Raw genomic sequence first — 23,728 nt, forward strand, 5'->3', positions numbered from 1 at the left:
ACCTCAGTAGCCGCCGACGATGGGGAGGATTTCGCCGGTGATGTAGCTGGACATCTGTGGCGATGCGAGGAAGACGTAGGCGGGCGCAATCTCCTCAGGCTGAGCGGCGCGTTTCATCGGCGTCTGACTGCCAAACTTCGCTACGTCGTCGGCCTGCTTGTCAGAAGGATTCAACGGCGTCCAGACCGGTCCGGGCGCGACGGCGTTGACGCGGATGCCCTTCGGGACGAGCTGGCTGGACAGGGCCTTGGTAAGAGCGTGAATGCCGCCCTTCGTCATCGAATAGTCGAGCAGCTCCTTAGAGCCTTCCAATCCGGTGACCGATCCGGTGTTGATGATCGCCGACCCGTTGGAGAGGTGAGGAATTGCGGCCTTGGCCATATAGAAATAGCCGTACAGGTTGGTCTTCAGTGTTTCGTCGAAATGCTCGTCGGTAAGATCCTCGATTTCGGCGGTATGGACCTGGAAAGCGGCGTTGTTGACGAGGATGTCGAGACGAGAGAACTGCTTGGCAGTCTGGGCTACAGCGTCACGGCAGAACTTGGGGTCTTTCACATCGCCCTTGATAACCAAGCAGTGGCGGCCTTCCTTCTCAACCACGGCTTTGGTGTTTGCCGCATCCTCGTTCTCGTCGAGATGGACTATGGCGACGTCGGCGCCCTCGCGTGCGAACAGAATCGCGACCGAGCGGCCAATGCCCGAATCTCCACCGGTAATGAGTGCGACCTTGTCCTTCAGCTTTCCCGACCCCTTGTAGAACGGCGCATCGTAAAGCGGCATGAGCGGTAGGTCAGCCTCGGAGCCAGGCTTCTTCTGATGCACTTTCGGCAAAGGCGGTTCCGGGTATTTCCGCGCACCCGCCTGCATCGCGCCGCTAGGCGTCGATTTTGACTTTTCGTCGGCCTTCGCGACCTGGTCTTGGATATCGCGCTGCTTTGCTGCGGTGGCTTTCGATGACATCTCGGTCTCCTTTCGATCGTGAGAGGACAACGTCGGCGACGCGAAAAAGTCCCGCCGACCCAAATCAAAAAAGGCCCCGCAGCGACTGCGAGGCCTCCGATGGTTTCCTATAGAACAAATTACAGACGGTTGACGCGATAACGGTCGCGCTCGGCGGCGATCTGCTCGATTGTGTAGGGATCGGCGGTCTCGTCGAAACGTGTCCAACCCTGCTCGGCATAACGTGCCCGACGCTCTGCGACGTTTACCCGCGGCGATCTGTTGAGGATCGCGTCTACGGACGTGCGACGGTCGTCTTCCACACGCGCCGTCACGACAGAGCCGCCGCGACGAATGCTTTCAGCATAGAAGTTGGCATCTTCTTCCGGCACACCGGATTCGACCATCGCGCCGACGATCCCGCCGACGGCGCCGCCAGCAACGGCACCAGCGACTGCGCCAGCCGCCGTGGCCGCGAGCCAGCCCGCAGCAACGACTGGACCAACGCCTGGAATGGCAAGGAGGCCAAGGCCGGTCAGCAGACCGCCCGCGCCGCCAGCCAGAGCGCCGAGGCCTGCACCGGCGCCGGCACCTTCGCCTGCCCGGTTGCCTTGCCCTTCGACATTGACGTCGCCATTAGCCTTGTTGGTGACTATGCTGATGTCGTCCGACGGGACGCCCGCATCTTCGAGCGCTTTCACGGCCGCCTTTGCATCGTCGTAACTGTCATACAGTCCTGTGATTGTGGTCTTCATGGGGATTTCTCCGTTATATTTTTACTTGGCAAGCGTGACGTTGCCCTGGAAGTCCAGGGAGACGTTGGCGGACTTGCCGTCCTTGGAAGCGGTGGCGCGCCAAACGCCCTGATCGTCGAGCTTCAGACCGGATACGTCGGTGTAGCCGGCCTCTTCGATGCGGGACTCAGCCTGAGTTTCGGTGAAGCTGTTCTTACCCGCGACAGGTGCACCGGGATTTTGCTCGGTATTGACCGCTGGCGTCGTCTGCGAGGTGGTCGGCGTTTGGCTCTGGGCAAAAGCCGCTGAGGCGACAAGCGCGAGGCTCGCGGTCAGAAGGATAATTTTCTTCATGGGTGTTTCCTCTTGGTTTGTGGATCGAAAACACGCGGAAAACCTAGAGGTTCCAATCATTTATTTGTGACGGAGAGCGTTGCAACCGGTCGCGTCTACTCTATGAAGGGATGGCGCCGTACTCGGGCAGTTTGAAGTCGTCCGCGCCGGATAAGAACAGCTTGGTCACGAGCTGCTTAATGCCCGGCGTGTCAGAGACGCGCAGAACGCCTCGCTGCGAGGCGATGCCCAGCAAGGTCTGTGGCTGCAGCATTTTCGGAGCGAATTTCGGGACGTTCTGTCCCTTTTCCACATAGGGCCGCATAATTTCCTCGTACCGTTCCAGTGCTTCCTGAAGGTAGGATGAGCGAGACAATTCGCCGGCCAGAGCATAGACGCCGACAAGGTGTGCCATCGCTCAGTTGCTCGATACTCGCAACGCCAGATCAATTCGATTGACCGTGGGTGCTGGCTGGCTTCGATATCAATAGAGATCTCGACGACGCCCGCGAGTGGCGCCTCATCGCGCGTGCTGCCGTCGTACGACGCGTCGCCGCGTAAGGCCTTCGACCCGGACGTGTTCGCCGCTGAAGCCGCTGCACCGGATGTTCTATTGCGAGGTCTACAGCTTCGCGCGTGTCGAAATTGGCGCGGATGGTTACGGTGCTGTCATCGGCCATGATTGCCTCCCAACGGACGATGGAGGACCCGCGAGGGGACGGCGGCGGCGGGCGAGGCGCAGCACCCCCCGACGAGCGGGGGTGCTATAGTTTGATTATGGCGAAGCTCGCAGAGCGCGAAGTTGTTGCGTACCGCGGCCATCTAGTGAAACGCCCAGACCGGCGTGCATTGGTCAACACCCCCCAAACAAATAGCGAAAGCGTCGTCGGACCTGGAGGATCTACCGATCGCGACGGGAATGACCAAGGCGGAGATTGGTCGCTGTCGATCCGAATCTGTTGCTGGCGTTCATCCGGCCGTTAAGACGCCGTTCTTCTTGATCAGCATCTTCGATAATCCAATATCAGTAACCAATCGTATAAATCTTAATCAGCGATTGCTGGTCGCCGGACGCTATGGCAGACAGGCATTCCCACCCGAGAAAGCAGGATGTCCGCCATTGAGTTATGATAGGTCCAAAGTCGATCTGAGCAATTGCGATCGGGAACCCATCCATATTCCGGGCAGCATCCAGCCTCACGGAGCAATGATCGTCCTGAACGAGCAAGGGATGGTTTCGTTCGTTTCGAAGAATATCGACGAATTTCTCGGCGATACCAATCGCGACTATGTCGGCGCGGAGCTTGCCGATCTGGTCGGTACGACCGTCTCCCATGACATCGCAAACGCCGTCGCTCGGGCCGGGGCTGGCCAGATCGCAGGCGTCGTGCTCAAGGCGAAGCTCTCGGAAGGCGCGAGCGTCGCCGACATCACAGCCCACCGATACAAGGGCCGGACGTTCCTCGAGCTTGAGCGGCCCGCGTCTCCGGAGGACACGGAAGTGGCGCTCCATCTGACACAATCGTTGATCCGACGGGTGGACGGCTACCGGGAGTTTGACCCGCTATTCAAATCAGTCGCGCGGCTCGTCCGCGCCATGCTCGGCTACGACCGCGTGATGGTCTACCGGTTCCTGCACAACGGGGCCGGTCGGGTGGTCGCGGAGGCGAAAGACGCTTCTCTGGGTAGCTTTCTGGGCCAGCACTTCCCGGTATCCGACATCCCGGTGCAGGCGCGCAAGCTTTACGTCAAGAACTGGATCCGTGTGATCGGCGACGCATCGTTCGTCCCCGTGCCGCTCCTTCCGAAGATCGCCGAAGGCGATCCGGCAGTCGACCTCTCGTTCGCCCATCTTCGAAGCGTCTCCCCCATCCACTGCGAATATCTACGAAATATGGGCGTCGCCGCCTCGATGTCGATCTCGATCGTGGTAGACGGCCAGCTCTGGGGCCTCATCGCTTGCCACCATAACACGCCAAAATGGCTCTCCATCCCGCTGCGCGTGGCGACCGAACTGTTCGCACAGTACTTCTCGCTGCATGTGGCCGCCATCGAGCACCGCGAACAGCAGGCGTCCGCCGCGGCGACGCGCAGTCGTCTCGATGCGATCATCGCAGGCGTCGATCACGCCGACCCGGTCGAGGTTACGCTTCGCAGAAGGCTTCGAGAATTCTCTTCTCTGATCGCCAGCGACGGGGCGGGCCTATGGTCGCGTGGTGAGTGGGCGTCGTATGGCGTTTCCCCATCGGAGACGGCGATACCGCATCTGATGGAAATCATCGGCAAGAAGGCGGGCCGGAACATCTGGGACACGCAGGACCTCCAGTCCGAGACCGGTGACGTCGAAGAGTACGGTACGCGCATCGCAGGGGTGCTAGCGATTCCGATTTCAGTCTCTTCGCCGGATTTCCTGGTGTTCTTCCGAAGCGAGGAGGCCCATCAAGTCGAGTGGGCAGGCGAACCGCGAAAGAAAGAGGAGCTCACCGAGAACGGCGTCAGGCTATCGCCGCGCGGCAGCTTCGATACCTGGAGGGAAGACGTCAGGCACAAATCGCTCCCGTGGTCGAAGGCAGACGTCGTCGTGGCCGAATCCATCAGGGGATATGTCCGCGACGTGATGCTGTCGCACAACGACGCCACCGAGGAGCAGCGCGAACGGACCGAGAGCCAGCGAAAGCTGTTGAATTCGGAGCTGAACCACCGCGTGAAGAACATCCTCGCGCTGGTGAAGTCGATAGCGACGCAGACCGGGGCGAACTCCCAGTCGGTCGACGAATATGCCAAGTCGTTCGAAGGGCGGCTCCGGGCGCTCTCGTTCGCTCACGACCAGTCCTTCGGTAGCCGGGACGGCGGCGAACTCAGGGGCCTGATCGAGGCCGAGGCGGATATGCATCGGTTTGCAAAACTGCCGGATCGCATCCAGATTTCGGGAGATCATATCGGCTTGACCGAACGGGCGTTCGGCGTCTTCGCTCTGCTTCTGCACGAGATGATGACCAACGCCGCGAAGTACGGCAGCCTTTCCGTTCCGTCCGGAAAGCTGGAGATATCTTGGACGATCGCCGAAAATGGCGACTGCCATCTTTCCTGGAAGGAAAGCGGCGGCCCGGAGGTCGTTGTGCCGACACGCCGCGGTTTCGGTTCGAACTTGATCGAGAAGACCGTTTCGCACGACCTTGGGGGAAGCATCGACCTCGACTTCGCCCCTGCCGGCCTCGAGGCCAGAATCATGATCCCCGGCGAGCACCTACGCGAGGTCGTGGAAAACTTGCAGCCCGGCAGCCCAGCCATCGCGGAAGCCGCGTTCAAGCCGTTGGACCGAATGAGCGTCCTGCTCGTCGAGGATCAGTCGCTGATCGCGATGGACACCGAGGAACTGCTGAGGTCGATCGGTGCCGAAGAGGTTTCGATCGCGGCCAATGTCGCCACCGCCTTGAAAATCCTTACCGAGGGATCGCCCGACTGTGCGGTTCTCGATCTCAATCTTGGATCTTCCACATCCGAGGAGGTCGCGAAGGAGCTCGAGAAGCGTGGCATTCCATACGTCTTCGCGACAGGCTACCGTGACGGCGTCCATATCCCGGCAGACTTCGCAACTATTCCCGTGGTTCGAAAGCCTGTATCGCAGGCAGCGTTGTCGAGTGCGGTCGGGACGGCGCTTGGCATAGGGCCGACGAGACCGGGCCGCTAAAGCATCCCCAATCTTGCCAAGTGTCGCGGCCGCCTCAGCTACGCGGCGAACTCCATCGTGGAGATCGTGTGCGGTCAGGCACGAACTGGGTACGCAGCGTTTTGACCACGGATGTACTGGCACTGGTGTGAAGGCGATGTCGACAAGGTCGGTGCGATTTTGTCGCGGCCTTTTCTCATTGCGCTCTACCTCATATCAATTTTAAGAATAAGACAGGGACCGTCCGGCGATCCGCGTCACCTGCCTCGGCTCCCCGTTTCCCGAAGGACTCAGCAAGCGCCATTTCCAACAGTTCATCGCGAATTCCCGCACATGCGAACATCGCTACCGGCGAAATCCGTTGGGCGTGGAAGTCGCCGCCTCGTCTGGTTACCAGGAACACCGCACCACGACGATGCATGTTGTTCCAATCACTCTTCGTGAAACGCAGATCGGTCGCCAGCGCAAGATCGGCCTTCCGCCGTTCTTGAGCCGATCCAGTCATATGTCCGCGGGGCGCGTCGCGCCGGCGCTCACACAGATGACGTCGGCGGCACCGAATTCCACCGACCCGTCGTCGCACTGAACAATGGAGACATTCGGTTAGGATGAGAGATTCGCGGCCGCACACGCAGCCAGATCAAGCGCGACCTCGACCGCCGTCGCTTTCCCAAAGACATTGACAAAACTCGCCTGATCGCCGGGTAGAAGCCTGCCCCGACACCGATATGTACGACGTGTTCGACCTCACACTGCGCCGCGTTCGACAAGAACAAGGCATGGATGGTGGGCTGCGCGTCGTGGGCGAAGGCTTCGATTGCGGCATCCGGGTCGGCTACCTTCGCGCATCGTTTCCAGTAAGATTGGATCGCTCCGCGCGCGCCTCTACGCAAGCGCCTGCGTACGTGCCGAAGAACGGCGAACCCAAGGGCCCGGCAGACATCCTGAAACACTCGGCGATCACGCCTGGTACGGACAGGTGGACCTTCACAAGGGACGACCAGTCCGCTTGCCCGATTCGAGCATCGAGCGATTGCGCCGGACGGATCTTGATGTTGCCTGAGGTGGTCGACTTCAAAAAAGCTTCAGAAGCACCGCCTGCCCTGACAGGCTTCTGCCAGCGCGTTCGACAACTGAGCCTGGCTGAACGGCTTCGATAGCCGCACGACCCCGGCCAAATCGCCGACGCCGTCCGGTAGCTCCGCATATCCTGTAGCAAGAATGATCGGAAGCGTCGGGTACCGCGCATGGATTTCCTGACACAGGCGCGCCCCTGTCATGTTAGGCATGGCGTGATCGGTTATAACGACATCCGGCGGAACGCCCGTCTGCAGCGCTGCCAAAGCCTCCTCGCCCGAAGATGCCTGAATGGTGTCCATGCCCAGATCCTCGAGCAGCAGAACCGTGTTCATGAGAACGAGGGCGTCGTCGTCGACTACAAGAACGGTTAGCGCTGTCGGAGCGGGCTCGAACGGCACATCTGGTGTTGCCGGAGCCTTTGTTTCCACTTCGGTGCTATCGGCGACGGGAAGCCACAGCTCCGCGGTCGTTCCCTGTCCCACCTCGGACTTCAGGATTAGCTCGCCGCCGGACTGTGCCATCAGGCCGTGCACCATGGGAAGACCGAGGCCCGTTCCCTTTCCAACGCCCTTTGTCGTGTAGAAGGGCGTCGTCGCGTTGGCCAGCGTCTCGTCATCCATGCCCTCCCCCTGATCGCGGACAGAGAGGCAGACGTAGTTTCCGGGCGGCAAGGTCGAGCGGCTAGGCCGGTCGGATCTGCGCTCGGCGGCGATGGTGATCTCTCCACCGCCCGGCATGGCGTCGCGGGCGTTGACAACGAGGTTGAGAAGAGCGCTCTCGAACTGATTGGAATCGCTGCGAACCTTCGGCAGATCCGGTGCGAACTTGCTGGTGATCACGATCTCGGGGCCGATGGTGCGCCGCATGAGCTCGGTCATCCCACCGACGAGGTCGCCGACGTCGACGGGGGCGAGCTGAAGCTCCTGGCGACGAGAGAACGCAAGCAGCCGCTGCGTCAACGTGGCGCCGCGTTGAGCCCCCTGAATCGCGTTGTCAATGAGATCTATGACGTCCTGCCGGACTGCTCTTTTCCTTGCGATCTCCAGGCTTCCGAGGATCGCCATGAGGAGGTTGTTGAAGTCGTGTGCGAGTCCGCCGGTCAACTGCCCGACCGCCTCCATTTTTTGCGCTTGGAAGATCGCTTCCTGCGCCGCCCGCTTCTCACTGATGTCGCGCGTGATCTTCGCGAAGCCGATCAGTTCGCCCTGGGAGTCCCTGATCGGATCGATGATGACGTTCGCCCAGAAGCGCGAACCGTCCTTTCTCAAACGCCATCCCTCGCGCTCGAAGCGCCCTTCTTCCTGCGCAAGCCGAAGGGCAAGTGCCGGCAGGCCGCTCTCTCGATCTTCGTCGGTGTAGAACGTGGAGAAGTGTCGACCGACGATCTCCTCCTCCTTGTAACCTTTGAGACGCTCGGCACCTGGGTTCCAGCTCGTGACGAAGCCGCCCGGGTCGAGCATGTAGATGGCGTAGTCGGTAATGGCCTCGATGAGCAGGCGGTAGCGCTGCTCGTTCCTGATTTCGGAATCGTTCATGATGCCTCCCCGTCTGTCGCCACCGACAGCCTTGAAAATACATATCGGAAGAGATTAAACCCACCCCGGACTAACGTCTGATACCGCTGTCAATTCGTAGACTTGTGGTCTGATATCATGCAGTTGTCAAAAATCGCGATAGAGAGCACCGACTGGAATGTTGCGTACAAAGATATCGGAAATCGACGTCGCTGTAGGCACGGGTAAGAAGCCGCCGCAAGCTTTCTGCGCATGTCGCAAATGACCTTGGCCGAAGGGATTGGCGTGACATTCCAGCATGTCCAAAAGTATGAGAAGGGCACGAACCGCATCGGTTCAAGCCGGCCAGCTCAGATTGCCCTCGTCCTCGGCACCAGACCCGGATCCTTGTTCGACAAAGACGAAGCCGGCACGTCCGCGGCGCCTCGCTCCCTCGAGCTGAGGGCGATATCGATATGTACAGGGGGACGCGTATGGTGCCGGTCTCCTTGAGCCCCAGGTGACGGATCGCTTGGAAAAATCGGGGAGCGACCGGCGGATCCCGAAAGATTCGCCTCCGCTCAAGCATCTTTGTGCAGCCGCGGCATTAAGTCTTCCGACTGCCAAGCCCCCCGTCAACCTCTACGGGCCACGTCGTTCAGCATCCCATGCCACTTGCAAGCTTTCGAGAGGGTGCCCGCGTCTGCGATCGGGTCACGCGGTACCGGTGGGCGGCAAACGGCATCAATGCTGGAAAAGACAGCCCATTCGGGCGCTATAGTCATCAGGTGCACAACGCGAGTGGAAATAGATAGACATTATCCGCAGATTACTTGCCGCCTTTTCCACTGTTACTCTTGCTGCCCCCGTTGCCGCTGTTGCTCTTTCCACCGCCATTTCCGCTGCCACCACCGTTACCATGTCCACCGCCATTCCCGTTGCCGCCGCCATTACCCTTCCCGCCATCGCTACTACCCTTGCCGCCGTTGCCACCGCCGTTGCCGTTTCCACCGCCGTTGCCCTTGCTGCCACCATTCCCAATTCCGCCGCCGCTGCCCTTGCCACCATCGCCCTTCCCGCTGTCGCTACCTTTGCCGCCCTCTCCATTGCCGTCGGAGTCGCCGCCTTTGCCGGAACTGCCCTTCCCCTCGCCGTTATTGGCAATGTTGGCACTGGTGTCGTCAGCTCCTTTTTTTGACTTGCCCCTGTCTTCAGGCGCGGCGTCGGGTTCGCCGGACAGCTTCTTGGCGCCCAGGGCCGGAACGACTTCAACCGATGGTGCGACGGACGTTATGGAAGGCTTTGACACCGCTCCTGCGACGTCCATGCCGCTCTTCCGGTCCACAGTCGCGCTCTGTCGGGGCCCAACGTTGGCCTGTTGACCGCTTCCGAAAGACGTGACCTGCACAAGACCGCGATCTACGGCAACCGATGCCTTAGTCTTGCCGACCGTCACGTGGAAGATCGTACCCTTCACAACGGCGGCCAGATAGGGAGTCTGAACTGTTGTATGCGGCTGGCTCCGCTTTTCGATCTCAAGATCGAGTTCCCCGACCTGCTGGAAGACCTCCGTCTTTCGCGGCGAAAGGAAGCCGCTCGGCTTTGTCGTAATCGCAGCCAATGTGTTCGGCTGGAACCCAATGCTTTCAACACCACGCACGAGCTGAACGCGGCCACGAGGGCCTGTGGAGATCCAGGCTTTGTTTGGCACCACATCGCCCACACGTAGGTTGGTCCACTGTTTCCGGTCAATAGTGTACCTAACCTGGCTGGTGGTCTTGGCAACCTGCCAGTCATCACCGGACGCGTGTGCGACAAAGGGTGCCAGGAAAAGGAACAAAAGCAGGATACGAACGAATGCAGACATGGATGCGATGCCCCCAGATATTGAGGGCGACTTAATCACGGCCAAACTTAAGAATAATTTTAAATCATCGAGTGATTTCGGGGAAGGTGGCCTTTGGTACGTTACCGGACAGGCCGTAAACGAGGTCCGCAGTCGGCTGCTGGGCATCATCGGGATCTGGATGCTGGCCTCCACACTCTTCCGTCGCGGCAATACCCGCGGGGAAGGCGAAGGCTGAAGACGAGACGCATGCGGAATGGTGGCATCGGCCCCATCCAGGAGCAGGAGTAGGCGGCGGTCAAACGGCGCGCGGCGCCGGCATTGCCACGATGGCGATGAGGGTCAGGCCATCGAGAAAGCGGCGGCCGCGCTTATCATTGCCGCAAAAATCTAAAGAAGAAACCTCGGAACTACCATTTGCCCTTGGGTCCCGAGGTTTTCCATGCGCACCAGCATTACTGCGATGGGTATCTCAGGTCCATCACAACCAAAATGCTAAAGTAAAGGCGCCCGATTCGTCAACGCAGGTTTGGTTTTCTCAAAAATCCTGCCACAATCGGACGCGCCAGGCCGGCCCCTAGCAAGGCCCCTTACCGGAGAACTCATCACAAAGAGTACCAAGCGTCTTGTGAAGCAGGCGTGACCGAACCATTTCCAGACTAGGGGGTGGATCAAGCAACTATGCACACGGAGTTCCCTGGTACGCCGGGAGTGGCGAGCGATCCGAACCTAATGTGGCAAGGCTTGTCGGAGACGCCTGTCGAGTTTCAAACCAAGGGCGTATCAAGACAGTCACGTCAACAGTTTGGTCAAGTCTTCCTCATCCTTAACCCCGTGGCGAAACGCCCAAATGATCTTGTTTGACAATTCCTTCTGTCGCATTTCGAGCACGATTTGTTTGGAAGCGCAGAGACGATCAAATACGCGCTCACAGAGGGCTACCTCCTCCTGAGCGAGTGCAAATTTTGCTTGGGCCAGTTGTTCTTTGATCATGACCTATGCCTAGTGAATGTCGCGCTGCTGTGAGGGTAGAAGTGCTGCATCTTTGTCCCCAATGATCTTGAGCGACTCCCAGTCTGGTAGATCCTTCTCGCTGAGTCGCTCCTGAACAGCGCAGAGCATCCATCCCGCCGCCTCGACTTCTCCGCCTCCATATGGACCTGAATCTGCTCTGTGCAAGCCACGACGCAAGGGCGCGCTGATCCCCCTTCCCAGGGAAGGGTTGCGGCCACGGTCCTCGCCTTGGAATAGGCATTGGCGATCCGCTGTTTCGCGGCACCGTCACTTTCCAAGATAACGCCCAAGGTGAAGACGATCGTGTCCATCAAATGTTGGCATCATCATCGGGTCCCAGCAAGAAGGTACCTCCAATCGGAAAATTCAGACCCTGCGACGTAACGGCGACAGATGCAATTTTTGAATGTAACAAAAAAGGGCATGTCGAGCAGCGCGATGCCGACGCCTCGATCATGAGATTGATGGGTTCGTCCGGTTCGAGATGGTGCCGCGGCTCTTCTTGCGGGACGCGCTCGGGATCTTGAGGCGGCGTATCAATGGGCGGTGGTGATGGCGGCGGGACGATGGGTTCATATGGATCGCAAAACGTCAACTCTCGTTCCGGCTACCTTAGCGATCAGCACATATCTCGCGGAAGGGCTGATAGATGCCGGCCCTTCCTTAGTGTCAACGCTGTCGTTAATCCGACGCGGCCATCGACGGTGGCCGAGCATGCGCGCCGGATGATTTTTCGCGGCGTTTGTCGTTGAACTCCTCGGAAGCGTGCTTATTTGCCTCGGTCCTCATCGGCTTGGCCTGGGCATGTTGGTCTTCCGACCGCTGCCAGTGATCATCGTGCTTGCCGTGAGGCCTGCCTTCATCTTCCCAAATCCTGTAGGCGCGCTTGCGTCTTTCCTGGTCCTTATCCATTATCGCTCCTACTGTGACTGACGTTAAACTTGCATTGAAGCCCTCCGATTCCGCTCGTTCGATGACAAACCACAACTTACGCGAGCCGCGAGCCTCGCGCTCTTGCGATTGATATTGTGCGATCGTCTTGGCCGCGCGTTCATTCACTCCAGACTGCGATCGTCATCAGCGTTCCTCCTGCATAGCAACGGCGATATGCCGAACGAGCACGAGTCCTTCTAGCCGCTCTATCGATACCGAAAGCTTCGGCTTCCAGTTCGGATAGCTGTCCCTAGTGCCAGGAATGTTCGTCGGACGCTTTTCGCCCGTCATATCTGCCAGCCTCACGGCGGCCAGCACAGAACTCGTTTTTGCAATGAAGCGATGCGCGCTCACGATGAGCTTGCTCAGCTTTTCCTCGCTGACTGTCGCGGCGGGTGTCCTTAGTGGGGGATCCGTATGCGCGTTTTTCAAAGCGACCATCATCTCTTTTCGCTCACGCCGCCGTTCCTTGCGGTGTTCTTCCGTCATGTGGGGTGGAACGATGCCGTGCTCCGCCCTTGTCCTGATATCCGCATCTCGCCACCAGCCAGCCAAGGTCTGGTGATCGTGCGTCGAGATGCAAGCAAGCGATAGTCTCGGGTATGAGCCAGGGGACCTAAATCCATCTTTCTCGCGCTCGTAAGACAGAATGCGGTAGGACAGTATATGCGCTCGGGAAAGATCATACTGAAGTCCTTCCGGAAGCATCCCCAGATCTTCTCCGATAACCAGGCAACGATATTTTGTCGACGCGTCGGCTAGGATCTGGAGAAGCCTTTCCTGCGGATAGTCGACATAGGCACCCTTCTCCGGACCTTTGTCGGCGGGAACCAGGAAAAGCCGCTTCAAAGCCGCGGCATGATCGATTCTGATGGCGCCAGCATAACGCATAGCAGATGCGACCATTCGCAGGTATGGCGGATTTCTCCCAGATGCAATTTTAGCCGGATGAAACGCCGCAAGATGCCAGTCCTGACCCTTGGGCGCGAACGGGTCGGGCGGGCTCCCGACCGTTGCTGCGGAAATGTAGGCGTCACGTTCGCTCCAAGTGGCCGAGCCATCGACCGCTTCTCCGACGGCAAGGTCGAAATAGAGCCCGACCCGCAGACCGGCCTCACGCGCGGCCTCGGCGGCATGCGATAGCTGCTGATCGGCGATCCATTGCAGCCACATGTGGAAACCGATCGTGTCGGCATGTTCCTCGACGAGCGCCGCGACCTCGACGCCATCAGGAAGGTGCAACTCTTCAGGCCAGGACGTCCAGCCCGCGCCAAGGCCTCGCGCCACCATTAGTGCCGACAGGGTTTCGAAAATTGCGTGCCGTCGTAGGTTTTCACCGCCCTCCTTGACAAAGCCCTGGAAGTCGCGGGAAGCCTTTGACTGCCGATCGGAGGAAATCCGCCATTTCTCCCAAAGCGTGCGCAGGGCGGACAGCTTGGTTTCGGCCACTCCGACATAATCGACGAGATCGGTCGACCGCAGCTCTAGGAGCCGATCTTCAAGATCTGAGTTCGCCTCGAACCCTTCGACCTTGTCGACCGCGATGTATAGGGGATTAATCATCTGACGGCTTGAAGGCTCGTACGGACTGCACCGGTTTGGATCGGACAGAAACGGTGCATGCAGCGGGTTGAGACCGATGAAATCGGCGCGAAGCGACCCCGCGAGGCCAATCATTTCGATCAGGTCCTCGAAGTCGCCGATACCCCAGTTGCGCCTCGATCGGAGTTCATAGAGCTGCAGGGTGATCCCCCATAAGCGGTGCTTTTCAAGAAACTCCGGTATAAAGGACTGAGGAATGACCTTCTTACCGTGCCGTCTTGCCGACTTCCGTTCAGCAGGTTTGTCCAGAGCGTCGACCATCACGCCGAGTGCCTCAAGGAGCTGGTGCTTCGTGGCGTCCGTGACCGGCACGTCCACGTTATCCGGGCTCGGTCTCGTCAACGCGATACCGTGACTTTCCGCTAGTAGGTCGAGACGCGAGCGGACTGGACTGCTATTTGAGGACGATCGACTCACAGCATTTATCTCCGGGCAGACGAAACGCTGAAGGCGACGGCCCACGTTCCCAGAATGTTGCCGCTGATATCTCCCAGTGAATAGATCGTTTCCCCAATAGGCGGTGCTAAGACCTTCGCCGGCTTGTTGGATAGGTTTGCAAGCAGGTGGAGCTCCGCACCATCGCGGGATCGCCACTTGACTGCCGTCACCGCATCCTCCTGACAAAATTTTCCCGCTCCGCTTCCAACGTGCTCGATCATCGGCACGATGCGCTCATGGCGCAGAGCGAGAAGAGATCGGTAAAAAAGGAGCATTTCAGACGCATCGGTGTCAGACAGTTTGGACCAATCGAGCTTAGCCGCCTCAAACGTGGTACGAGCGCTGGGATCAAGAAGGTCGTCCGCGTCGAAACCCGGAAGTCGTGAAAGTTCCTTGCGCCGTCCCGTCCTCACCTTTTCGTTCAGGTCGTCGTTGAAATCGCAAAAATAGGGGAAATTTTCGCGTGCTCCCCATTCTTCGCCCATGAAAAGCATAGGGATTTGAGGAGACAGCAGATAGATCGACGTCACCGCTTTCAGGGGGGCGAGCGGTCGGTATGTAATCATCCGATCGCCATGCGCGCGGTTACCGATCTGATCGTGGTTTTGAATGAACGATATGAACGCGGTAGGTGGCAGGTCACCCGTGGGCTTACCGCGAGTTTCCCCACGATAGCGCATGTGGTCGCCTTGGAACACGAAGCCCTCGGCAAGCGCCCGGCCCATCTTTTTGGCGTCGTCCGCGTAGTCCTGATAATATCCGAAGGTCTCGTCGGTTGCGGCGACGTGCAGGACATGATGCACGTCGTCGTTCCATTGCGCTGTAAAGCGGACAGCTCTGCCCTCCTCATCTCGCTTCAGCAGGTCGCTGTCATTGTCTTCATTCTCGACGATGAGATGGACATGCCGGTTTCCCGCGGCGTCGCGGACATGCCTGGCCAGTTCGAGGAGAACATGCTCGTCGCTGTCGTCGTTGATTGCATGCACGGCGTCAAGGCGGAGTCCGTCAAGCCTGAACTCCTTGATCCAGTAGACTGCATTCTGGATGACAAATTCGCGAATGGGCCGAGACTGGCTGCCATCGTAGTTGATCCCGTCGCCCCAAGGCGTCTTGTGGCGGTCGGTAAACAGCGGCGCATAGTTCGGCAGATAGTTACCATCCGGCCCGAAGTGATTGTACACGACGTCCAGAAATATCGATAACCCGCGCTCATGGGCGGCGTCGACCAGCGCCATGAAGTCCTCGGGACGTCCGTAGCTGCTGTCAGGCGCATAAGGAAGTACGCCATCGTAGCCCCAATTGTAGGCACCGGGAAAATCACTGATCGGCATGATCTGGATAGCCGTGATGCCGAGCCGGGCCAGATGGTCAAGCTTGTCCATTGCCGCGCGAAAAGTCCCTTGTGGCGTGAACGAGCCGACATGCAGCTCGTAGATGACTGACTCTTCCCAAGGGCGCCCGATCCAGTTGTCGGCTTTCCATTGGAAATGCGTAAGATCGACGACTTCGCTTGGGCCACGCACGTCTTCAGGCTGATGGCGTGAACCTGGATCGGGCACTTCAGAGCCCTCCGGAAGCACGAAACTGTAAAGACTGCCGGGAGCGGCTGCGCTCGTCCGGCATCGATGCCAGCCTTCCTCGTCGCGCTTCATTGGTATAGGGTCAACGTCTTTCAACTTGAGAACGGCGCTGTCCTTCAGCGGCGCCCACAAGCGGAACTCGACGCCGTCTTCGAAGATAATAGGACCGAAGCTGTATTCGCGCACTGTGAAACCTTGCTTTCTCATGAGACTAACGGAGCAGCCCCTGGCCGCCGTCCACCCAGATTGGAGACCCGGTTACGTGGCGAGACTGTTCGGACGCAAGAAATGCAATAACGTCAGCGACGTCTTCGCTGCGGCCGGGACGACCCCCCGTGATCGGAACCTGGCCTGCGGGCCAGACGACTGGGATAGCGGTCTCGTCTTCCTTTCGAAGACGGGTATTCGCGTCGATGCTGGTTTCGATTTCGCCGGGACAGACAGCGTTGATACGAATATGGTGGCGAGCAAGCTCCAGGGCGAGCTGCTGGACCATCGCAACTTGCCCGGCTTTCGTCGCCGTATAGGCGGTAGCGCCCGGAGTCGTAAACGTGCGGGTGCCGTTGATCGATGATACAACCACGATGGAGCCGCCTCCCGATCGCTTCAGCTCGGGAACGCTGGCGCGGATCGTAAGAAAAGTTCCGGTTAGGTTTACGGAGATCGTGGCGTTCCACTCGGCGACCGTCAGATCGTCGATCGGCGCCCAGACGCCGTTGATACCGGCGTTGGCCACGACGACGTCAAGTCGGCCGAACCGCTTGACAAGCTGTCCGACAGCGTCTGCCATCTGTCGTTCGTCGGCGATGTCGGCCAAGAGCGAAACACCTTTGCCGCCAGCGGCGTCTATCTCCGCTACGGTGGAAGCAATTTCGTCCGCGGTACGCCCGAGCGCGCCGATCGCGAAACCGTCGCTGGCCAATTTCAGTGCCGCAGCTTTACCAATTCCAGATCCAGCTCCCGTGACCAGGGCGACGGCTACGCTCATTGCGATCTCCTCATTTCCGAATTGGATAAACAACGAAACTTCGTCGCGGTTCCATGGCACCTTTCCCCGTACGGTTGAAGACGAGAATGTGCTTCGGAAGTCTCTGAGAAGCGCTGTTCAGAACGCGCTGCCTACGCCTTAGCGTCGAACAAGCCAGTTCCTCGTCACCGACTTCGTCGAGTTCTTCACCAAACAGCCGGGTGCGCGGCCGGCCGTGCCGACCACGGTACGCTACTTCGGCGGGGTTGATGCATCAGATGCCAGCATGCGCCGCATCATCCAGCGGATAGCCGCAAAGTTTGACCGTGTTCATTTCTGCTACGAGGCGGGCTGCCGCTGCCGCCGCTTTCGAACCGAAGGACCTCGTCGATCTGACGATTACGATCGCCGCCATGAACGCCTTTAATCGCCTCGGTGCACCGTTCCGACTTCCGGTAGCGGCAAAGGCCTAAGCAGCGTAATTCAGCACTACAGGGGTCCGCTTCATCACCTTATGACGCACACCGAAAGCCCATCGCCTTTCGTTCGGAGCTAGCCAGTGCGCGGCGCTTTCTTTAAGGTTGCTCCTGACGGCAAATCACTGCACCGTGTGGGCAGGAGGAATGCCAATGATCACGCTATCCGCAATTTTCGCAATTCTGATGCTTGTCTCAGCCGGGTGCTATCTCGCGATCTTGCCGATCGATAGCGAGGAACGGTAAGCTCAGCATTTAGTGGATAGTTTGCCCGCGAATGGCAAACTAGATCGACCAACCCTCACCTTTGTAGCTGCCAGACCCCGTAACGCTGATCATCGCGATAGCCTCGCCAGCTTTCCTGTCGTTGGGCACGTGATCGACTATTAAATTGAAGATCCTTACCCGCGGCATCTCTTCCCGTTCAATGACGAGTGTCGGGGTGATACGGCCAAACCTCATCATCGTTTTTCATGACGACAATTACGCATGCTTCTGGGTCCAACACCACTCGCAATACTCAGGCATCAGGACGGTGGGCAAAACTGTACGTTCCTGTACACGCAACCTTCGACGAAGTTCCACGTTTGTGAGCGGGAGGATTTCATCATGGTTTTTAGATCTTCGTACGGGTCGGCATACGACGAGTGCTGCGCAGCCGGGACTAACTCGTCGTCCATGCGTGCCGCGATCGATGCGGCATGGGCCGCCGACCCGACGCTCGACCGCAGCGGTATCGTGGTCAGAATACTCGGCCCGATCGTAATTCTTGAGGGATACCTTTCCGCGCGGGAGCATCGGGACATCGCCGTTCGCATTGCCACGGCTGTAGCCGGAGCTGGCAGGGTTCAGGACCGGATGCTCTATCGGTACAGCGCCCAATAATTGGAGGCAGGTTATGAAAACGATCAGCGATTGGCTTGAACACAAGCTCGACAATATGGGGTCGGAAATCGGCTTCGAGGAAGATGCGTCAGCATTCGAACAGCACGCCGAGCTCCTGCGTGCCGAAGCTGAAGAGGCCGGCTATACGGCCGAGGAGCTGACTGAAGCCTGCGGTGGCGATATCGCTGCGTTTCTTCGGGATCGTCAGAATTTGGCTACCGACAACGAGATGCAGGACAAGCTCGCGGGCGACCCGTTTCCCATTCCGCCTTCCGGCCTGAAACATGACTAACGGCGTTTCACCAAGTTGCCTTGTCGCCGAAACATCTGTATTTGCCCTGCGTTTCAGCGGGCCATCTTTTATCACCTGAAACGAAAAAGCTTCGCCCTCTGGAATGGAAGGAGCAGACAGGCCCTCGCCGTTTTTTTGACGGGGACGCTAAACTGATTTGCGGGATCTGAGAATCCCGACCCTGATGTGGAGCTGTCAGGGTTTGTGCAGCAAGGGTGGCGATTAGTCTGACGCCTCCTCAGACTTAAGTCCGAGTTTAGATTTTTCGTGGAACGGAAAACCCTGGCAACCATTTAATCGCGGTCTAATCACTTGAGGTAAGGCCCCATGAAGAAAATTATTCTTGCTGTCGCTGTCGCTTTTTCGTCCATCATTGCCGTCCCAGCAGCTTCTTATGCGGACACCGTGGTCATTCGTACTGATGACGGTCCTCGCCCGCATCGCGGCTGGGAAAGGGGCCACCACCGTGGCTGGGACAATGATCGGAGAGCACGGCTGGTACGTGAAGATTATCGTCGCCACCCGGGTTGCTTCACGAAACGAGTTGTAACCTATCGGGATGGTGAGCGAGTTTCGCGGACGACGAAGGTCTGCCGCTAACTGAATCTCAGGTTCGCCTCAAGGAGCCGGGAGTAAGTCACTCTCCGGCTCCTTTCGTTTGAAGAACCGCACGATCAGAGGAGCGTTTAATGGAGCGTCATAATCGGTAATGGACGCCGCCATTGATGAGGGCAGACGGCGTTGAAAATCTGAGCGTTGCAATTATCTGAACATCCCGCTTGGCAAAGGAGGTGTCAGAATGTGCTGAAAGAAGTTAAACAGGCCGAGCAATAGGGCCATCACAGTGCAAGGACCGGCGGCCTCGCGTCCACGCGGCCTTGCTGAGAGGTTACCGTTCGACTTGGTCAGAAGTAATCGCCCCGTCTCCGCAGCACCGCTATAGCGTTTTTGAAAAAGCTCAATGATCGACAGCGGGTTTGATTCCTCCGAAAAATGCACCAAGGAGTGTTTCGACGTGCCGAAGATGGTCAAGAAATCCGACTTGCCGACAAAAATTTGTATAGCCTGCGGACGTCCTTTCACCTGGCGACGAAAGTGGGGAAAAAACTGGAGCGACGTAAAGTTCTGCTCGGATCGCTGCCGGCGTTCGAAAACAACGAGCGTTTCAAATGCGAGGCCGCCGTCTCTGGTGGCCAGCAATTGTGGCGGCAAGCAAAATAGAACTGAGCAGTGAAACCCCTCTACCGCTACAGACTGGCTTAGACGGGAGAAGAAGCTGTCACTCGCACTTGCGGGGGCGCTCAGGTTTTCCGCATCGACAACAATGGTGCGCCGCGGAGCGCGTTTGATAAATGCAAACCACTGCCCAGCAGATAGGCTCAATATCCCCTGATTCTGACAAATCCTCTGAGCGTTATTCCTTTACCACCGCAAAAATCTGCACGGCATCGGCCCCGTCTAGAGACGACGTCTTCCGGGGGGCGCTGATCGAAGCCATCAACGTCAGAAGCTTCGACAGAGAGCTGTCCCTGCGCGGGTGCGAGGAACTGCTCTCATGCGATCAGGAAGTCGAGCAGATCGTGAGGGAAGAGCTTGTAACACGCATCCGGCGTATCGGACGAGATGGCTGGCGAGATCTGCGCGAACAGGGTTCCGCTCTTGTTTCGTCTCGCGAGCTAGATGCCGACAGGCTGCCGAAGGTCGAAGTCATGCTCAGAACATCGCTGAGCACGCACTCGGCCCTATCAACATAGAAGCTGTGGGTGCCGCTGCAGGACTACATCCGAATTACGCGATGACGGTTTTCAAGAAGGCTGTTGGCATGACAATGCATCAGGCCCTCACCGGACATCGGCTCGACACCGTGCAGTCTCTCTTGATCTCATCCGAACGACCGATCGCTTCTGTGGCTTTTGAAAACGCATTCGGCTCCCTCTCCCGCTTCTACTCAGCCTTCGAAAGCAGGTTCGAGATAACGCCATCGAAGTGCAGGGATGGCTTCGTGTCTTCGCTGCGAAGTTGATCCGCAGTCATAGACCGATCTCCCGAGCCCGAGCCTTTCTGCTATGCTGAGTGTACGCTCGGATAAAGGCGTAATTTACATGCTGGCCTCTCAGCGCATTTTCGGCATCATCATTGCAACGGGCCATTCTCTTCGAGCAACCCATCGTCGCCTTTGTCTTTGTCGATGGGCGTTTGTGATCCACTCTATCGATTGTATGTCAAAAAACCATCCGTCATTGACTATCTTCGCGTGAATGAAGCCGCAGAGATGGTTATCGTTTTGAACCGACGTGTGGCGACACTGATTGCTCTGTGTCAGCGGGCCATTTCGTCGTCACTTTTCGCTATCGATCTGCGCCAGGTCACCACGAAACTGAATTTTCGAAAGTGACATTTTAGCTGTTAGCACGACTCCTCCGGGGTTGTATGCGACATCCGCGTTGCCGTACGCGCTGAGGCTGGAGACGATGAGCCGCGATCCGAAGCCTACGCGCGTGGGGTCTGCAACTGTCGGACCATCCCGCTCGCGCCAGTCGATAGATAGACAATCTTCGCCGTCGATGTCCTCGATCCGCCAGGAGACATGTATGTGGCCAGCGTTATTGGACAGCGCGCCATACTTCATGGCGTTCGTTAAAAGCTCATGCAGGACCAGCGAAAACGAAAGGGCCGCCTGAGGCCCCAGTTCGAGTTCAGGACCTTCGACTTTAATCCGTTCACTTCCTTGCAGGCCAATGCTTATTTTAGCTGCTTCGACGATATTGCCGAGGGTCGCGCTTACCCAGTTCTTCTGTAGCAACAGGTCGTGAGCTTTCGAGTAAGCGGATATTCGTGACTGAAGCTTCACGGAGGCATCTTCGACTGACGTTGCATTGCGAAGGGATTGCGTCGCGATCGATTGGACAACCGAAAGAGTGTTCTTCATCCGGTGGCCGAGTTCGTGCATCAGAAGGCGCTGCCGGTCAGCTTGGTCGCGCTCATGCGTCCTGTCGCGAAGAATCTTAATAAAACCAATCACTGTGTCATCGTCCGCACGAAGGACCATCATCTCACCCGAAGCCCAAAACGTCGTGCCATCTTTTCTGAGATGCCAGCGTTCGTCGCTCCCTCTTCCGACGCTCAGAGCCGCGGTCATCTCCCGCTGAGGCACGCCTTTTTCCCTATCTTCTTGGACAAAAAAGGCAGTGGCGGGCCTGCCAACCATTTCTTCGGCTGTCCAGCCCAGGATAAGGTGCGCGCCCTCGTTCCAGCTTGTGACAAGGCCGTCCAAATCCAGCGATATTATAGCGTAGTCAATTGCGCTTTGGACGATCGCTTCGAGGAACCGCTCCCTAGACGAGATCTTGTCAGTCCCGATTTCGATCTTCATGGCTCGATCCTTGAGGCCGCATTCCGCGCTATCCATCACCGATAAGAGCCAGAAGTCAAATCTATTGACGATCCGTCTCCGGGACGCGCGACACTCTAAAGCTTAGATTTTCGAAAGACGGTTCAAACTGGCGACGATCCTCGTGAAATCGTAGGGCTTAGAGAAAAACTCTGCTCCGTGCGGCAAATCGATATCTTCAGGCGTTAGTCTCCCTGATACGACGACGATGCCTGCGTCAGGAAAACGTACCGCAACCGCTTTGGCTAGATCCACACCCGAAAGCTTTCCAGGCATTTGCACATCGGTGAAAAGCAGATTTATGCTGTGATCTTCAAGGAGCTCCATCGCTTCATCAGCCGAGCCAGCCTCAACTACCTCAAAACCGGCCTCTTCCAGCACGTCGATGACCGTCAGCCGGATAAGGACTTCGTCTTCTACTACCAGTACCTTGAGCATCCCAATCCCCCGTAGAAGCGCTGGTCAACACGCGGACGGGTGGAATGTTCCACATTATGTTTCGAGCGCCTACCGGACGGTCGATCTGCTTATTTTAAAAAAGAACATCCAAACCGAAACGCTCGCGTACAACGGATAAACGAGGAAAACGCGATGCAAGACATGAATTCTGCGATGCCCGATATTGATGGATTTTTTGGTCAATTCGGCGGGAGCTTTGTCGCAGAAACCCTGATGCCGCTTTTGCTCGATCTCGGCGCTCGATGGCAGGAGGCGAAAGCTGATCCATCGTTCTGGGAACGATTTGAGTACCTCTCGGGACACTATGTCGGACGCCCAAGCCCGCTTTATTTTGCCGAGCGTCTGACAGCCGCTCTGGGAAGCGCACGCATCTATCTCAAGCGAGATGAACTAAATCATACAGGATCTCACAAAATCAATAACTGTGTCGGCCAGATACTAATCGCCCAGAGGATGGGCAAGCGCCGTATCATTGCCGAAACAGGCGCCGGCCAGCATGGGGTCGCAACTGCGACAGTCGCAGCGCGCTTTGGCCTCCAGTGCATCATCTACATGGGCGCCAAGGATATCGAGCGACAGGCGCCGAACGTTTTCAGAATGAAGCTTCTGGGCGCAGAGGTAAGACCTGTCACGTCTGGGAACGGAACTCTCAAGGACGCCATGAACGAAGCACTTCGTGATTGGGTGTCCAACATCGACGACACCTATTATCTGATTGGCACCGTCGCCGGGCCACATCCGTATCCGGAAATGGTCAGAACACTACAATCGATTATTGGCACCGAAGCACGCAAGCAGATCCTCGAATATGAAGGGCGCCTTCCAAACCTCCTGATTGCGGCAGTCGGCGGCGGCTCGAATGCAATTGGCCTGTTTCATGCATTTCTCGGTGATCGTGACGTTGAGATGATCGGCGTCGAGGCCGGGGGCCGAGGCGTCGATACGGATGAGCACTGCGCTTCGCTTTCAAAGGGGACGCCAGGCATCCTGCATGGCAATCGCACCTACCTTCTCCAGGATCTAGATGGTCAGATTCAAGAAGGCCACTCGATTTCGGCGGGTCTCGACTATCCCGGAGTTGGGCCGGAGCACGCGTGGTTGAAGGAGCAAGGCAGGGTTTCGTACAGGTCAGCCACCGACCAGGAAGCGCTCGATGCCTTCCAGTATCTCGCTACCGAAGAGGGGATCATCCCTGCTCTGGAGCCGTCTCATGCATTGGCGGAGTTGATCAAGATTGCCCCCGAGATGCCGGCGGAAGCAATCGTCATCCTCAATCTCTGCGGCCGCGGCGACAAGGACATCTTAACGGTCTCCAGTTTGATTGATGGCGATAACGACGCTCAAGCAAAGGCCAGTGGGGCGACCAGTCACCGATAATTGTCCAGGGACAGCAGCCCACAAGCTCAGCAAGGAGCACGTCATGATAGGGTTCGGTTCGATGGCGACTGGCGCAGCAGCAGATTCAGATGCCAGGTGCCTGGCTCTCCTTGTTGATGACGACTGCGTGTTCGCGCGGCGACTTGGCAAAGCGCTTCAGGACCGTGGATTCGACACGGGGATCTATAATACGGTCAGCGATGCGATCGACGCGCTTGG

General features: G+C 58.0%; 20 protein-coding genes and 3 pseudogenes. 8 read left to right on the top strand and 15 right to left on the bottom strand.

The genetic code is table 11. The features are described from left to right. Positions 1–3: 3 nt before the first annotated feature. The 5 genes and pseudogenes from AC1DJO_RS28250 to AC1DJO_RS28270 form a co-directional block, all read right to left on the bottom strand. The gene (locus AC1DJO_RS28250; protein ID WP_477973964.1) at positions 4–960 is read right to left on the bottom strand and encodes an SDR family oxidoreductase; all 957 of its coding nucleotides are present in this window, start codon (positions 958–960) and stop codon (positions 4–6) included. A gap of 119 nt (positions 961–1,079) precedes the next feature. Then, positions 1,080–1,694, bottom strand: coding sequence for a general stress protein (locus AC1DJO_RS28255; RefSeq protein ID WP_112445397.1), 615 nt, complete (start codon positions 1,692–1,694; stop codon positions 1,080–1,082). A gap of 21 nt (positions 1,695–1,715) precedes the next feature. Continuing rightward, the gene (locus AC1DJO_RS28260; protein ID WP_112389400.1) at positions 1,716–2,027 is read right to left on the bottom strand and encodes a PepSY domain-containing protein; all 312 of its coding nucleotides are present in this window, start codon (positions 2,025–2,027) and stop codon (positions 1,716–1,718) included. A 100-nt stretch (positions 2,028–2,127) separates the two neighbouring features. After that, positions 2,128–2,421: a Rossmann-fold NAD(P)-binding domain-containing protein gene (locus AC1DJO_RS28265; RefSeq protein ID WP_112445398.1), complete on the bottom strand. Its 294-nt coding sequence runs from the start codon at positions 2,419–2,421 to the stop codon at positions 2,128–2,130. Positions 2,422–2,474: 53 nt separating this feature from the next. Continuing rightward, a pseudogene (locus AC1DJO_RS28270) lies at positions 2,475–2,686 on the bottom strand (hypothetical protein); the annotation flags it as partial. A 440-nt stretch (positions 2,687–3,126) separates the two neighbouring features. Here AC1DJO_RS28270 and AC1DJO_RS28275 point away from each other — a divergent pair. After that, entirely contained in the window at positions 3,127–5,697 is a 2,571-nt protein-coding gene (locus AC1DJO_RS28275) for an HWE histidine kinase domain-containing protein (RefSeq protein ID WP_477973970.1), read from the top strand. A gap of 1,064 nt (positions 5,698–6,761) precedes the next feature. On the opposite strand, the gene AC1DJO_RS28280 is transcribed toward AC1DJO_RS28275, so the two are convergent. Together AC1DJO_RS28280 and AC1DJO_RS28285 are read right to left on the bottom strand one after the other, a co-directional pair. Further along, positions 6,762–8,291: a PAS domain-containing sensor histidine kinase gene (locus AC1DJO_RS28280; RefSeq protein ID WP_112445404.1), complete on the bottom strand. Its 1,530-nt coding sequence runs from the start codon at positions 8,289–8,291 to the stop codon at positions 6,762–6,764. A 787-nt stretch (positions 8,292–9,078) separates the two neighbouring features. Further along, positions 9,079–10,116 (bottom strand): FecR family protein, encoded by a 1,038-nt coding sequence (locus AC1DJO_RS28285; RefSeq protein ID WP_112445406.1) that lies wholly within the window; start codon positions 10,114–10,116, stop codon positions 9,079–9,081. On the opposite strand from AC1DJO_RS28285, the gene AC1DJO_RS28290 reads away from it, so the two are divergent. Then, on the top strand, positions 10,115–10,333 hold the full coding sequence (locus tag AC1DJO_RS28290) for a hypothetical protein (RefSeq protein ID WP_112445408.1): 219 nt from the start codon (positions 10,115–10,117) through the stop codon (positions 10,331–10,333). The genes AC1DJO_RS28285 and AC1DJO_RS28290 overlap by 2 nt on opposite strands. Positions 10,334–10,887: 554 nt before the next feature. On the opposite strand, the gene AC1DJO_RS28295 is transcribed toward AC1DJO_RS28290, so the two are convergent. From AC1DJO_RS28295 to AC1DJO_RS28315, 5 genes are all read right to left on the bottom strand, one after another. Further along, entirely contained in the window at positions 10,888–11,088 is a 201-nt protein-coding gene (locus tag AC1DJO_RS28295) for a hypothetical protein (protein ID WP_112445410.1), read from the bottom strand. A 702-nt stretch (positions 11,089–11,790) separates the two neighbouring features. Continuing rightward, positions 11,791–12,021: a DUF2934 domain-containing protein gene (locus AC1DJO_RS28300; RefSeq protein ID WP_112445414.1), complete on the bottom strand. Its 231-nt coding sequence runs from the start codon at positions 12,019–12,021 to the stop codon at positions 11,791–11,793. A 165-nt stretch (positions 12,022–12,186) separates the two neighbouring features. Further along, on the bottom strand, positions 12,187–13,956 hold the full coding sequence (gene malQ, locus AC1DJO_RS28305) for a 4-alpha-glucanotransferase (RefSeq protein WP_477973965.1): 1,770 nt from the start codon (positions 13,954–13,956) through the stop codon (positions 12,187–12,189). 110 nt (positions 13,957–14,066) lie between these two features. After that, complete coding sequence (gene treZ, locus AC1DJO_RS28310; protein ID WP_112445418.1) at positions 14,067–15,869, bottom strand: malto-oligosyltrehalose trehalohydrolase; 1,803 nt, start codon at positions 15,867–15,869, stop codon at positions 14,067–14,069. Between the two features lie 4 nt (positions 15,870–15,873). After that, on the bottom strand, positions 15,874–16,650 hold the full coding sequence (locus tag AC1DJO_RS28315; RefSeq protein ID WP_112445420.1) for an SDR family oxidoreductase: 777 nt from the start codon (positions 16,648–16,650) through the stop codon (positions 15,874–15,876). Positions 16,651–16,979: 329 nt separating this feature from the next. Between AC1DJO_RS28315 and AC1DJO_RS28320 the strand changes: the two are divergent. From AC1DJO_RS28320 to AC1DJO_RS28330, 3 genes and pseudogenes are all read left to right on the top strand, one after another. Beyond that, positions 16,980–17,102, top strand: a pseudogene (locus tag AC1DJO_RS28320) (carboxymuconolactone decarboxylase family protein); the annotation flags it as partial. A 681-nt stretch (positions 17,103–17,783) separates the two neighbouring features. After that, positions 17,784–17,990: a BON domain-containing protein gene (locus AC1DJO_RS28325; RefSeq protein WP_310295179.1), complete on the top strand. Its 207-nt coding sequence runs from the start codon at positions 17,784–17,786 to the stop codon at positions 17,988–17,990. Positions 17,991–18,003: 13 nt separating this feature from the next. Beyond that, positions 18,004–18,282 carry a hypothetical protein gene (locus tag AC1DJO_RS28330; RefSeq protein ID WP_112445424.1) on the top strand — a complete coding sequence of 93 codons (279 nt, stop codon included), beginning with the start codon at positions 18,004–18,006 and terminating at the stop codon, positions 18,280–18,282. A 762-nt stretch (positions 18,283–19,044) separates the two neighbouring features. Here AC1DJO_RS28330 and AC1DJO_RS28335 read toward each other — a convergent pair. Continuing rightward, entirely contained in the window at positions 19,045–19,665 is a 621-nt protein-coding gene (locus AC1DJO_RS28335; protein ID WP_477973966.1) for a hypothetical protein, read from the bottom strand. Between AC1DJO_RS28335 and AC1DJO_RS28340 the strand changes: the two genes are divergently transcribed. Then, positions 19,635–20,036, top strand: coding sequence for a hypothetical protein (locus tag AC1DJO_RS28340; protein WP_477973967.1), 402 nt, complete (start codon positions 19,635–19,637; stop codon positions 20,034–20,036). The two genes, AC1DJO_RS28335 and AC1DJO_RS28340, sit on opposite strands and share 31 nt — an antisense overlap. Before the next feature lie 5 nt (positions 20,037–20,041). Continuing rightward, positions 20,042–20,215 (top strand): annotated as a pseudogene (locus AC1DJO_RS28345) (helix-turn-helix domain-containing protein); the annotation flags it as partial. Between the two features lie 405 nt (positions 20,216–20,620). Here AC1DJO_RS28345 and AC1DJO_RS28350 read toward each other — a convergent pair. Both AC1DJO_RS28350 and AC1DJO_RS28355 read right to left on the bottom strand, forming a co-directional pair. After that, positions 20,621–21,655, bottom strand: coding sequence for a sensor histidine kinase (locus AC1DJO_RS28350; RefSeq protein WP_112445660.1), 1,035 nt, complete (start codon positions 21,653–21,655; stop codon positions 20,621–20,623). A gap of 102 nt (positions 21,656–21,757) precedes the next feature. Beyond that, entirely contained in the window at positions 21,758–22,111 is a 354-nt protein-coding gene (locus tag AC1DJO_RS28355) for a response regulator (RefSeq protein ID WP_112445426.1), read from the bottom strand. A 153-nt stretch (positions 22,112–22,264) separates the two neighbouring features. Between AC1DJO_RS28355 and trpB the strand changes: the two genes are divergently transcribed. Further along, positions 22,265–23,509, top strand: a complete 1,245-nt coding sequence (trpB, locus tag AC1DJO_RS28360) for a tryptophan synthase subunit beta (RefSeq protein WP_112445428.1) — start codon at positions 22,265–22,267, stop codon at positions 23,507–23,509. The last annotated feature ends 219 nt before the right edge of the window (positions 23,510–23,728 follow it).

It is taken from the genome of Rhizobium sp. 05N430 (genome assembly GCF_056396985.1).